Source organism: Pseudomonas sp. GW822-FHT07A10 (assembly GCF_058798795.1).
Genome location: NZ_JBXAKV010000004.1, coordinates 96086 through 109147, shown reverse-complemented (window position 1 = coordinate 109147; position 13062 = coordinate 96086). Strand labels below are relative to the sequence as shown.

At 58.0% G+C, this 13062-nt stretch carries 12 protein-coding genes; 3 read left to right on the top strand and 9 right to left on the bottom strand.

Going from position 1 to position 13062, the window contains the following annotated elements; translation table 11 throughout:
- Window positions 1-40: 40 nt before the first annotated feature.
- From AC1RL4_RS08835 to AC1RL4_RS08810, 6 genes are all read right to left on the bottom strand, one after another.
- Window positions 41-1258, bottom strand: a complete 1218-nt coding sequence (locus AC1RL4_RS08835) for a hypothetical protein (RefSeq protein WP_493119496.1) — start codon at window positions 1256-1258, stop codon at window positions 41-43.
- 50 nt (window positions 1259-1308) lie between these two features.
- A complete protein-coding gene (locus AC1RL4_RS08830) occupies window positions 1309-1809 on the bottom strand; it encodes a CS1 type fimbrial major subunit (protein ID WP_096481011.1) in 501 nt (166 codons plus the stop codon).
- A 14-nt stretch (window positions 1810-1823) separates the two neighbouring features.
- A complete protein-coding gene (locus AC1RL4_RS08825) occupies window positions 1824-2564 on the bottom strand; it encodes a molecular chaperone (protein ID WP_489078580.1) in 741 nt (246 codons plus the stop codon).
- Window positions 2565-2607: 43 nt separating this feature from the next.
- Window positions 2608-3873 (bottom strand): hypothetical protein, encoded by a 1266-nt coding sequence (locus AC1RL4_RS08820; protein ID WP_493119494.1) that lies wholly within the window; start codon window positions 3871-3873, stop codon window positions 2608-2610.
- 34 nt (window positions 3874-3907) lie between these two features.
- On the bottom strand, window positions 3908-6430 hold the full coding sequence (locus AC1RL4_RS08815; RefSeq protein WP_489078578.1) for a CS1-pili formation C-terminal domain-containing protein: 2523 nt from the start codon (window positions 6428-6430) through the stop codon (window positions 3908-3910).
- 109 nt (window positions 6431-6539) lie between these two features.
- Window positions 6540-7025, bottom strand: a complete 486-nt coding sequence (locus AC1RL4_RS08810; RefSeq protein WP_019581590.1) for a CS1 type fimbrial major subunit — start codon at window positions 7023-7025, stop codon at window positions 6540-6542.
- A gap of 508 nt (window positions 7026-7533) precedes the next feature.
- Between AC1RL4_RS08810 and AC1RL4_RS08805 the strand changes: the two genes are divergently transcribed.
- Window positions 7534-8115 (top strand): PadR family transcriptional regulator, encoded by a 582-nt coding sequence (locus AC1RL4_RS08805; protein WP_018926652.1) that lies wholly within the window; start codon window positions 7534-7536, stop codon window positions 8113-8115.
- Window positions 8112-8903, top strand: coding sequence for a siderophore-interacting protein (locus AC1RL4_RS08800; protein WP_019581591.1), 792 nt, complete (start codon window positions 8112-8114; stop codon window positions 8901-8903). The genes AC1RL4_RS08805 and AC1RL4_RS08800 overlap by 4 nt, the downstream gene beginning before the upstream one ends.
- 175 nt (window positions 8904-9078) lie before the next feature.
- On the opposite strand, the gene AC1RL4_RS08795 is transcribed toward AC1RL4_RS08800, so the two are convergent.
- The 3 genes from AC1RL4_RS08795 to AC1RL4_RS08785 form a co-directional block, all read right to left on the bottom strand.
- Window positions 9079-9723, bottom strand: coding sequence for a Pr6Pr family membrane protein (locus tag AC1RL4_RS08795; RefSeq protein WP_028939482.1), 645 nt, complete (start codon window positions 9721-9723; stop codon window positions 9079-9081).
- 2 nt (window positions 9724-9725) lie between these two features.
- Entirely contained in the window at window positions 9726-9956 is a 231-nt protein-coding gene (locus AC1RL4_RS08790; RefSeq protein WP_018926655.1) for a VF530 family protein, read from the bottom strand.
- Between the two features lie 160 nt (window positions 9957-10116).
- Window positions 10117-11505: an aminotransferase-like domain-containing protein gene (locus AC1RL4_RS08785; RefSeq protein WP_428634593.1), complete on the bottom strand. Its 1389-nt coding sequence runs from the start codon at window positions 11503-11505 to the stop codon at window positions 10117-10119.
- A 349-nt stretch (window positions 11506-11854) separates the two neighbouring features.
- Between AC1RL4_RS08785 and AC1RL4_RS08780 the strand changes: the two genes are divergently transcribed.
- Window positions 11855-13060, top strand: a complete 1206-nt coding sequence (locus AC1RL4_RS08780; RefSeq protein ID WP_019581594.1) for a benzoate/H(+) symporter BenE family transporter — start codon at window positions 11855-11857, stop codon at window positions 13058-13060.
- Window positions 13061-13062: the final 2 nt, after the last annotated feature.

Here is a 13062-nt window from a genome sequence, read left to right as displayed (position 1 = left end):
TGCCCTGAAGGAAAACAAACGCCTTCAGGGCATGCTGCGCTTATCCGATATCCGAATCCCAAACCACGGTGAAGTTTCCGGAATATTTGGAGGCCTCACCCGGCTTCAACATGTAGTTCACGTAATAGGGTGCAATCTCGAAATGCAGGATGCCCGGCGCACGCTCCACGTAAAACGCCGGGTTGAATGTTTGCGCGTTCACGTGCCCGACATGCAACGGCCGACGCTTGACCGGTTGCCCGTTGGTATCCGTCAAGCCGTTCGGCAAGCTGATGCTGAGTTGCACCACCGCCGCGCGTTGCGAAACGGGGTCGCGAATCATGCAATCGAACAATCCCGGAATGTTGCACTCCAGATGCATTTTGAAGCGGGTCGATGAAGAGATGTTGAACGTCTGATCACGAAACAACCGGGTCGGTTTACGCCCCTGAGCCAGCCAGGACTGCCAGCCACCTTCCGGGACCAGCTCCACACGATCACCGCCAGGAGGTATATCCACTTTCAAGGTGTGTTCAACCGTCAGGGTGAAGTTGAGGTTGATCAAATCGTCGTCGGGCAACATGACATCACCCATATCAAAATCCTGCTGCGGCCCTACGGTGTAGTTCATGACGCCCCGGTAAGTGCCTGTCGACATTTTCAGCGGATCGGGTGTGACCAGCTCATATGAAAAACCGACATCCTGATAGGCGAACCCAAGCGTCTCGGGAATCGGTTGGTAAGCCCGTTTCGCACAGCTCCCCGCATTGGCCGGCACTCGCCAGAAAAACGCGTAGTAATACGCGCTCCCATAACCCACGCCGCCATAATTGCACGGTGCAGGCGCATTGACCCAGGAGGCGTCCCAAACGCCTCCAGGAAGAGGCTCCTTGATCGTGTACGCCGCCCCTATGCCGTTGACGCGCATTTTTACCGTCTCGGCTTTGCCGGTGCCGTCATGGATGACCGTGACTTCCTTCCAGTACGACGGTGTCCGGAACATCGCGCCTTGACGTTCGGCATGCTCAGGCAGGATAGGCGCGATGGATCTGAATCGAATCGGTAGCGCGATGCTGAAGATGCCATCGGCGCAATAAGCCGGATGATCCTTGCAATACCCCCCTTGCGGGGTCGTGTTCTTGAATTCGTTGTGCATGGGCTTTGCCGGGTCCGGCCGAAACACTGCCGTCAAATCCACAGATACCGCGCCCGCCGACACAGTAAATCCCCCGGTCAATAACAGCGCACTCAACTGGCTCGTTATTCTGATTTTGTCCATGATTCATACAGTCCTTTTGGGTGTTTCCATGCAAAGCCGGTGAGTGCGCATCACGCCCCCGGTAACACCGCATTGAAAATCAGATTGACGCTGCCAAAGTAATTTCCAGGCTTGTAAACGCCGTCGACCGGTGGAAATGGCAAGACCTCCAGCAGGACCCGTTTACCCAACGCCGCTTCGCTCATCGGCAACACTTCGCGGTTATCCAGTTCACTCAACAGAACGCCGTTGAACAGCACTCGCAAGCCAATGTCATGGGCATCGGTGCCGTTCGACAGATAAGGCCGGCCCTCAAGCCTTGCTTCAATCGAGCCGGCCTCATTTTTCACATCGAAGTACTTGCGCAGACTGCCCAGCGTCGACGTCGTGAGATTCCACGGCAGGCGTTGTTCAAGATGAACCCACCCAGGGTCAGAGGGGATCACGTAGAACGCCAGGGTCGGAATCGTCACGAACACCTCGAACGTGCGCACTTCTCTGGCCGCATAGGCCCACGAGCTTGCCAGCAGGGCGACAGCCAACATGGGCATGACAGTCAGTTTCTTGAACATGGTCACCATCCGGGTCAGCCCTTCACGTCGATTTTTTTGCCGCTCTCACCTTCGACCAAGGTGAAGTGGTACTCGCGACCGGCCTGCTTTTCGAACTGAAACGTGCGACCGGCCAGAATGTGATGCTTGGTCGTTGGCTGGCAGTCCTGCTCGTTCTTGATCGAGCAATCCTTGAACTCGTCGATCACCACCACCGTGTTGCCGTTGTTGCGGATCCGGTAGTTGCCCGACTCGTTCTCGATTGCGCTGTCGAAGCGCGTTTCCTTGGGCCGCACGAAAAACACCGCGCCGTAACCTGCCAGCACGGTGACCCCGGCGGACAGGGACTTTTTGTAGTCTTCGCGTTCTTCGCTGGAGACTGCGAACTCGTCTTCCTTCTCCGGTACGACCGGCACGAAACGCACACGGAAGTAGCGCTCTCGGTCGCGCTCACCCATGTACAGCAACCGGGTGCCCTGCATGCCATTGGCCGGCACGATCAGCCGTGCGGGACTGGCCATCAAGCCATCCCGGGCATTGCCGTCGGCCTGGGTCTTGAGCGGCACTTCGCGCGAGGTGCCATCGGTTTCATAGAGGATTTCAAGGATGTTGACCTTGACGAAGGCCGTGCTGTCGCCGCCATTGAATACGCGCTTCAAGTAGGTACTTTTGTCGCCATCCAGATAGTCGTAAACGGTCCCGATATTGATACTCGGTGCCCCGTGCGCCAGTTGCGCGAAAAGATAAAAACCAAACAGTGCCAACAGGTGTTTCATCGTACTGAACCTCGTTGAATTGAATGCTGCAAAGTGCGGCCCGCTAAATGTCTGAATCCCAGATCACCGTCACATTCCCGGAGTACTGCCGTTGTCGCTCGGGCCTTATCATTTGCGCTACTGCGTCGGGAGGAATCTCGAAGTGCAGCGTCCCCGGCCTTCGCTCCACATAGAAAACCGGTTGAAATAATCCAGTACCGCTGCCGTCACGCAGCAGGGGGCGCCGTTCGACAGCGAGGCCATTGGCGTCGCTCAAACCGCGAGGCAGACTGACGCTGACGTTCAGGGGCACGATGTGACCGGACACCGGCTCGCGTAACGAGCAGGTCTTGACGTCCTGGGTGTACTCACACTCCAGATTCATCTTGAAGCGCGAGCTGGCCGAGATGTTGAAGGTCTGGTCGCGGAACAGGCGCGTGGGTTTGCGCCCGTGCTGCAACCAGGCTTGCCAGCCGCCTTGCGGTAACAGCTCGACCCGATTGCCGCCGGGGGGTATCTCGACTTTGAGGGTGTGTTCGACGGTCAGGGTGAAGTCGAGCTGAATGATGTTGTCCGAGGGCGCGACGACATCGCCCAGATCGAAGTCGCCGCCCGGGCCGATCGAATAAACCTGCGTGCCGTGGTAAATGCCCGAGGACATCTTCAGCGGATCCGGCGTGCGCAGTTCGTAAGTAAAGTCCAGAGCCCCGTAACCAAACCCGGGAATGAGGAATTTAGCCTGCTTGCCACACACCGTTTCTTCAGGCGTCAGCCAGAAGAATTGGAAACCGGTGGGACCGTAATAGGTTGTGGTGCCTATAGCCACGCATGGCCCCGGCGCTGTTCGCCAGTCGCTTCCCCACAATGCCGTATGCGCCCCGACATACTCCGGCTCCCCTGTCAGCTCCGTCGCGGCATCGCTGAGCCTGTAAACGCCGCCCATCCCGGCAATGCGCACCTCGACCGTGGCGAGTTCACCGGTCTCGCGGTTCAACACCGTCAACGCTCGCCAGGCGGCTGGCGTCTTGATCATCGCGCCTTTACGCACGTCCTCTTGGTTGGGTTGGATCGCGCCTTGGACTCCAACATTCACGTGAGAACGCAAACTGAATATGCCGTAACTTTTGCAGATGGCGGGGTAAGACCAGCAAAATCCGACATTGCGCGTGGTGTTCTTGAACTCGTTTTTCTGCGGGTTGCTCGGGTCAGGGTTGAAAGTGGCTGTAATCGGAAGCACGACTGCGACGGCCTGGAGGCTTGACACAACCAGGCAGGCCCCTATGAAAAGAGCCACTAACGAACGCCATGGGAAAACAGTCGAAACATTCATTGCAGTATGGACTCCGGAGATTGAGCACTACACATCAACCGGCGCTCTGCGCGGCATCACCAACATCCGCCAACGTGTCTGGAGTGCAGCGCAAATCTCCGATCATCAACACATTGTTTTCTGTACGCCCACGGCTCGGGTCCAGCCGGAACTGGCACAGCAACTGATTGCCGTAGCGCACTTCCAGGGTCGGTGAGCCAGCGTTCATTTCCATGGAAAAGAACCCGTCCACCTCGCTCACCCCGCGACTGGCGTGGTTGATGATGTGATGGCCCTTGAGTGGATTGCCCTGGGGGTCGATCAGGCGACCGAGCACGGTGAGGGTTTGCATCACGCGAATCTGCCGATAGCCCACGCCGCCCTTGTTCAGGTGATAGCTGGAACGGGCCGGTTGAATGGTCGCGGCGGGGACGTCGGTGCCCTCGAAATCGAAACTGACCGAGCTGCTTTTGTAAGCCGTGATCGGCACAAAATTGCGCCCGGGTTTGAGCACCGCACTGCCACCGCTCAAATCGTCGGCGCGCAGGGTAATGTCGTCGATGTCCGATTCGACATCGATGATCATGCCCGCACCACTGCGGTGGTATTGGCTGGTCATGACCATTTTTTGTCCGCCGACGGCCACGGTGCTGTCCAGGTTCAAACCGCCGGTGAGGTCGTTGTTGAACGACGAGCGCTGGATAAACCCGTCACCGTTGGCCAGGTCCGATTGCATCGACGCCATCGCGTTCAAACCGATGCCGTAGGTGTCGGTGATTGCCGTGGCCGAGACGCTCTGCAGCAGGTGATCCTGCAGGTCTTTGCGGTAGGTGAGCGAGGCATTGTTATCGCGCCCGCCATCACGATCGGTGCGGGTGCCGATGCTGCCGGACCACTGCTCTCCCGGGCCGCCCAGCGCGATGTTCACACTCAGGTCGAGGCCGCGATTGCGGTCATTGCCCGAGCTGAAACTGCCCGGACGGTCGAATAACGACAGGCGCCAGTTGGCATCGCTGCCGAACAGTTGAGTGCGTTGGCTCCATCCCAGATCCAGGCCGACGCCTTCGGTGTTGCCCTCGCTGTGGGACACCCGGGCATTGACCGAACTTTTACGGCTGAGTCGATGATTCAACGATAAGGAAGAGTTGCTGGTCTGACCGATAAAGACGTTGCGCTGCCGCACCCGCGTGCCGTCCGGCAGGGTGTCATACAGCCGAGTGGTGTCGAGCCAGCTGCGGTTATGGCTGGCGACGAGGCTGCCGCTGCCATAGGAATACAGTCCCTGCACGTCGAGGCCGGTGCCGTAGTCTTCGGTCTTGTAGACGTTGGCGAAAAGGCTGGCGTTGTTGACGATTGCCCAGTCAACCGACGTGCCGTATTGCAGCGAGTCGCGCACCTGCCGCCCTGTCAGGCCGAGGATCACACGCGGGTGCCACAGGAAGTTGAAGGCGGCACCGGCGGTTATGTCGCCGTCGGCCTGCTCTTCCCAGTTGCTGAGCAATTTGGATTCGCGACCGGCGAACAGGTTGTAGCGCCAGCGCTCGTCATGATTGCGCCAATTGTTCGGTTTGTAGACCAGCTCCAGGCTGCTGGAGGTGATCTGGCCGTCTTCGATCAGGCGCACTTCCACTTCATAAATACCGCCAGGTAACGGACGCGTATCGAGGGTCTGCAACCCTGCCGGGACGGCCTGAGTGTTGATCAGCAAACCGTCGCGATATATCTCCACAGAACCCTGTCGATTGGCCGTGACATAGATCGGATAAACCGCCGGTTTCGGATTGTTGATGGCCAGGCTGTCGGAGCTGCCATACATGACGCCCAACGCGGTATCGGGGCTGGCGCCAAATGTACGCGGCTGACGGGTCAGGCCTTCGGAGTTGGGCGTGAAATAGCCCAGGCGCACAAAGTTGCCCTGCAATTCACGCTGGGTGAAAAGCTCATGCACGGCGTGATAAGTCTGGCTGTCGACACCGCCCAGGCGCGACAACTGCATATTGACCGCTTGGGTCCAGTTGCCCAGGCTGCTGCTGGCTTCCAGACCGTAACGACCACCGAGGTCCTGGTTCTGGCCGCCATTGAGGTTCAATTGGTTGCGCACGATCAAGCCAGTGCTGCCGCCTTCGGGCAGGTTGTAATACTGCTGCACCTGATCATCCCGTTCGGCGTTTTCCGTGAGGATCGACACCAGCGAGTTTTCGAGGCTGTAGTGCACGGCCAACAGTTGTTCGGGGCAGTTGGCCTGGCAGGCGCCCAGCGCCACGCCTTGTTTCAGATGGTTGGCCCAGATGTCGCGTTCGCTGGGTTTGATTGTGCTGTCGCTGACATCATTGAAGTCAACCAGGGTGATCCGATCATCGCGGGTCAACACGACCATCGCCTCACCGAGAAACTGTTGATCAAGTTCCACGCGCACCGCCAGCGGTACATCAAAGAAGTGTTCTTCGAAGTCGCTCGGTAAACCCTTGGCTTGCGTAAGCAAACTTCGAGGTGTGTGGCCGTTGTCCGCTGGCGCGGCCAGGGCGGTTGCACAAAAACATAGGGCAAGCGCCGTCGCGATGGGAGTCATCGGGAACATGAACGAAATACTCTGAAGATAAGTGCGTTGAAACCCGATCGACAGGCAGTGGCTACCCATCGACCGGTAAGTGCTAACGAATAAGGCTGAGCCTTAAGCCATAGCTGACTTAGATGCGCGGAACGGCATCGAAGATCACGACTGGATTGGCCGTGTAAAAACCTACCTGACTGTTCCCCGGCAGGGCGGCGGTAATCACCAGATCAGCCCGCATACCCCCGTTGGACGCAGCATCGCTGACCACTTCTTTAGGCATACCGGTCAAGGTTACGCCGTTGAAGGCGTAGGTCAGCTGGATGCTGGTGTGGCCGTTGTTCAGGTGTTGCGGACCACCTTCCACATAAGCATGGACCGAACCGAGGGTGTTGCGGATATCGTAAGCCGCACGCAGCGGGGCCAAGCTCTCGGTTATCACGTTCCAGGCCATTTTTTCATCTTTACCGAAGTCAGGATTCACCGGTTGAGCGTAGAAATCATAGGTGGGGATATTCGCGCTGATGTTGATGGACGAGCGTATTTCTTCCGCAGCGAACGCCATTGAAGAGCTCAGGGCCAGGAGGGTCATCGGAACGGCGACTGCAAACTTCTTGAACATTATTAAGTACCTGTTAATTTCAAAGGATTGGTCCGTGGAAAGCATGAGTCGCCCGTATTACCGTCTTGATATAGAGGCAATCTGGCTCAACTTTCGACGAAGAGAATGATCAACCAATCCGCTGAGAAAGTAAGTACGTAACTTCCGAAGAGCATGTAGTAACAACTACCCACAACCCGGTAGAAAAAACCCGTAAAATCAATATTTAAAACGTCCAACCGACAGAAACATACTACAAACAGTTTTATTAGAAAAAGCACACAGATTAGTTAAATACATTTCCTGTAAGAGAAGGACTACTTAGGCGCAACTATTAAAAATCATTCGCTGTTAGTTACGCACATTTAGATCAAACACTCTAAAACAGCAAGCGACAAAACGACATGTCCCATGCCGCACTGAAGCCCGCCGCGATGCCCCCTCGGGCAACGACCGTTGGTCCTGTTGGCTTGCCCTCTCAATAAGATATATCTTAAGTTGTATCTAAACACGACGAGAGAAAGCAAAAATGAGAGACCATCATTCCCCCCACCGCGAACACGGCGACGGCCGCGACGGCTTCGAAAAACGCCCAGGCCCAGGCCGCGAACGCGGTGGACGCGGACCGCGCGTATTCGCCCCTGGCGACCTGAAATTGCTTCTACTGGCGCTGATCGCCGAGCAGCCCTGCCACGGCTATGACCTGATCCGCCAGATCGAAAGCATGTTCGACGGCGCCTACAGCCCCAGCCCTGGCGTGATCTACCCGACCCTGACCTTCCTTGAAGAAAGCGAATTGATCCTGGGCGACGCCGAGGGTGGTAAAAAACGCTACAGCATCACCGACGCCGGACGTCTGTCATTAAGCGAGCAGGCGATTGCCCTGGACGGTGTGCGCATGCGCATCGAAGTCAGCAAACGCTCATTGCGCGGCCAGGACCGCCCGGCCGAGATCCATGAAGCGGTGCACAACCTGCGTCATGCCTTGCAAATGCACCATGGTCGCTGGAGCCCGGAAGAAATCCTGCGGGTGCGCGACCTGCTCAACAACACGGCCAAAGCCATCGTCGACGGCCCCGCCGTTCAACCCGTTTCGGAGAAAGTCGAATGACCGACGTTATCGTGCCATCCCAAACCATTCACCGTGTCAGCCACGAGATCAAACGCCGTCGTCTACAAGTGCTGCGGGTGGTCGACCTGACGCCGCGCATGCGCAGGATCACCCTGGGTGGCCCGGAACTCGCAGGCTTCGTCAGCCTCGGCACGGATGACCACGTCAAACTGCTGTTCCCGCAAAACGCAGCGGAACAGGCAGCGCTGGAAACCCTGGTGCTCGGCGCCGGTAAGGACAACGGGCCGATGCCCGCAATGCGCGACTACACGCCACGTCGTTACGACCTGGACACGCTGGAACTGGATATCGATTTCGTGCTGCACGGCGACGGCCCTGCCTCAACCTGGGCCGAGCAGGCCAAACCCGGCCAGTTCCTGCACATCGGCGGGCCGCGTGGCTCGATGATCGTGCCGGACATCTTCGACAGCTACCTGCTGATCGGTGACGAAACCGCCCTGCCCGCCATCGCCCGCCGCCTCGAAGGCCTGGCCGCCAATCGGCGTGCACTGGTGATCGTGGAAGTGGAAAACGGCGCCGAACAACAACGCCTGGAAAGCGCCGCGCAAGTCGATGTGATCTGGGTGCTGCGCGAAGGAGGCAGAAACAACCTGCTGACCACCGTGCAACAGATCAAAGTGCCCGCCGGCAATCTGTACGCGTGGGTGGCGACCGAGACCAAGGTGTCGCGGCAGATTCGCCGGGTATTGCTCGATGAGCATGGGCTGGACGAGCAGTTTGTGAAGGCTGTCGGCTACTGGCGGCTGGAGGACAGCGACGAGGAATAAACGCTGTGCATGCTTTCTGTGGCGAGGGGGCTTGCCCCCGTTGCGTCGCGCAGCGGCGCTAAAACCTGCAACGGAGTTTTAACCGGCACAGCGTATTTGCTGATTTTGCGACTGCTTCGCAGCCGAACGGGGGCAAGCCCCCTCGCCACAAAAGCTCCCTCGCCACAGTCAGTGTTCACTTGCGATCCGTGCGCCACCGATCCAACCCGATCACCAGCAGTGAAATCAGCACAAACCCCGCCAACAATCCCCCGGCATTCACGAACACCTGTGGATAACCCAGTTTGTCGACATCAATGAACGGATAGGGATAAGTCGCCAGCAGATGCCCACGCCAAAGCACATAGCCGAAGTACACCAGCGGATAAATCACCCACAACGCAATGTGCCGCAGCCGCAACGTCCCCTTGGGTACACAAAACCACCAATAAACCAGGAACAGCAGCGGCATGACGTCATGCATCAACTCATCGGCCAGCCATTGCCAGCCTTCGGGATGCCATAAATGGCGCAACAACAGGCTGTATGCCACGCCGACCACGGCGATACTCACCGCAATGGCACTGCTCACCCACGGCTGCAAAAACCAGCGTCGCGCCGCTGACTCGCGGGACGTCAGTTCGCAGGTCAGCACCACCGCCACCAGCGTGTTGGTCAGCACGGTGAAAAAGCTGAAAAAACTCACCAGCCCACCCAGCAGACTGGCCGCGATACTCCAGCGGGCATAGAGAATCAGGTACATCTGAATGCTCAAGCCAGCCCAGCCCAGAATCGCCGCCACGGCCACACAACGACGCCTCGCGGTCGAGGATTTGACCATGCTCAGACCGGGCGCTTGGTGCGCATCAGCTTCACGTACAGACGCTCGACCTTCTCCCGCGCCCACGGAGTTTTGCGCAGGAATGTCAGGCTCGACTTGATGCTCGGATCGCTCTTGAAGCAGCGGATATCGATACGCTCGGCCAGCCCCGACCATTCGTAGTGCGCAACCAGGGCGTTGAGGATTTGCTCCAGCGTCACGCCGTGCAGGGGATCAGGGTTGTGTTCGGTCATGCCGGGCCTTCGAACGATGAAAGGATGGGAAGCCGCGCACCTTAACGGAGGCTTTCGTCCGGTGGAAGGGCTCCGGACAGAGGCATTCGTCAGAGGCTGAATTAACTGTAGGCGAGTTGGCCATCATCCGAGGGACAAACGTCAGGAGATAGCGCCCGGCTCAGTAATAACGACGCGGATCCGAATCGATCAGGCTGGCCAGCTTGGTCAGGGCAAACCGCAATTCGTCCTGGCTGGTGGGCGACATCAACACCAGTCGCACGCAGCGCGTAATGCCGCTACGTTCGGCCTGGAACTGGGTACCGCTGAGGACCAGCACACCGTTGGCACGGGCCAGCATGGTGAATTCGTCGCTGGTCCAGGGTTCGGGCAATGTCAACCAGACGTGGTAGGCATACGGCTGAGTCTTGAGCTCGAAATTGGCGAAGATTTCCTGAGCGATCGCCTGCCGCCCGGCGGCTTCGTTGCGCTGAATACGGATCAGCTTTTTATCCAGCCCCTCGGTGATCACATTGCTGGCCAACTGAGCGGTCAATGGCGACGGCATCCAGACGCTGCTGCGCACCATGGAGGTCAGGCGCGACAGCAGTTTCGGCGGGCTGTAGAGATAGCCAATCCGCAAGGCCGGCATGACCGACTTCGACAGACTGGTCAGGTACACCGAACGATCCGGGGCAAACGCCGACAACGGTTTGATCGACGGGTCGGTGGCCAGAAAACCGTAAATGTCATCGTCCAGGATGATGAAGTCGAACTCCTCGGCCAATGCCGCGATTTGTGCCCGACGTTTTTGCGACATGATCGCGGCCGTCGGGTTCTGACAGGTCGCCACACAGACAAGCATCGCCGGTTTCTCACGCAGGCACAGTTCGCGCAGCGCTTCGGGAATGATCCCTTCATCGTCCATTGGCACGCCACGCAGGCGTCGTTCCAGTCCATGGGCAAGGGAAATGATGCCGGGGTAGCAGAGTTCCTCGCAGAGCACCAGATCACCGGCGTTGGTCAGCGCACTCATTGCGACCATCAAACCATGCTGTGCGCCGGCGGTGATCACCACCTGCTGCCATTGCGCATCGGGCAACGATTGGCGCAGCCATTGCGCGCCCGCCTCGCGATGAGCCGGATGTCCGCCATCGGGGGCGTAATCGAGGGCATCGGCAAAATCCGTGCTTTTGGCCATGCCCACCAAGGCTCCGCGCAACCAGTATTCCAGGGTTTCGCTGTAAGGCTTGATGATCGAAAGGTCCAGTAACTCAGACTGCCCAAGATTCAGCGAGACGGCACTGTTGCTGGCCGGCAGTTCCAACTGTTTCTGGTTGAGCACATAAGTGCCGCGCCCTACTTCCCCCTGCACCAGACGCCGCCGATGGGCTTCGCTGTAGGCACGGCTGATGGTACCGGGCGTGACATTCAGCGTGGTGGCCAGCTCCCGCAGGGTCGGCAGACGATCACCTTCGTTCAACACGCCGTTGCTGATATCGCGCGCCAACGCGTCGGCAATCGACAAATACATCGGCTGGTTGAACTCGCTTAGCTGAGGAACCCACATGAATGACCGCTACCATCGTAGAAATGATGAATATCCGAGCATATCACAGGGTGGTCAGGCAACTAATAAATGGACTCAATCAATAAATTGAGTCGATTGACTCGGCGAATGAATCGAAAAGTATCTTTCACGAAAAATATTTTAAAAACACAAAATATATTTATAAATCAATTAGTTATTAAAATTAAATTCGACAAAATACACCTTGATAACAAAAAAGCATCTCGCAACAACCTACTCATCTATTGAATCAACTCAATTCATTCAAATACACTCATCTCGAATCGAAGCAATCGACTCAATCTCAATTCTGAATCACCGCGTGCCCGCCACGCCAAGTCGAGACATCATGGACACTCTCAGAAAGGATCTATCCCTGTCAGCGGTCATTGCAGGCTTCATCGCCGTGATCATTTCCTATGCCGGCCCGCTGATCATCGTGTTTCAGGCCGCCCGGGAAGCGCACCTGCCCAACGATCAAGTGTCGTCCTGGATCTGGGCCATATCCATCGGCAGCGGCATTACCGGTCTGTTATTGAGCTGGCGTTTGAGGATTCCGGTGATTACGGCATGGTCGACACCGGGTGCGGCGTTGCTGGTGTCGATGCTGCCCACGGTCTCCCTGCCCGAGGCCATCGGCGCCTATGTGGTGGCTTCGGTGATTATCGCGGTGGTCGGCTTGTCCGGCGCGTTCGACAAACTGATGAGTCGCCTGCCCAAAGCCATCGCCGCCGCCATGCTCGCCGGCATCCTGTTTCGTTTCGGCGCCGAACTGTTCACCTCGATCAAGCTGCAGCCGAGCCTGGTGCTGTCAATGATCGCGGCGTACCTGCTGTTTAAGCGCTTTTCACCGCGCTACGCCATCCTGTCGGTATTGATTGTCGGCTGCGCCGTGGCCGCCTCGTTCGGTGCACTCAACACCGGTTCGATCACCATCGATCTCGCTCACCCGATCTTCATCGCCCCGCAGTGGAGCTGGCACGCGATCATCAATATCGGCCTGCCGCTAGCCCTCGTCACCCTGACCGGGCAGTACGTGCCGGGCATGGCGGTGTTGCGCACCTCGGGCTACAACACGCCTGCGCGCTCGATTATTTCGGTCACGGCCATCGGCTCGATTTTGATGGCGCCATTCGGCTCCCATGGCTTAAACCTGGCGGCCATCACCGCCGCTATCTGCACCGGCCGCGAAGCCCATGAGGATCGCGACAAGCGCTACATCGCCGGGATCGCCTGCGGGGTGTTCTACATTCTGATGGGCATCTTTGGCGCGACCCTCGCTTCGGTATTTTCTGCCTTGCCCAAAGAGCTGATCGCCTCCCTCGCCGGCCTGGCCCTGTTCGGGGCGATCAGCGCCGGGCTGACCGGCGCCATGGCTGACGAGAAACAACGTGAAGCGGCGCTGATCACCTTCCTGGTCACCGCCTCGGGCATGAGCTTCCTGGGGCTGGCCGCTGCATTCTGGGGGCTGATCTTCGGGCTCGTGGCACATTTCGTACTGACCTACACCCGGGAAAGCAAAGCCGGCACCGTCGCCGAGGGCAGCCGACCATGACC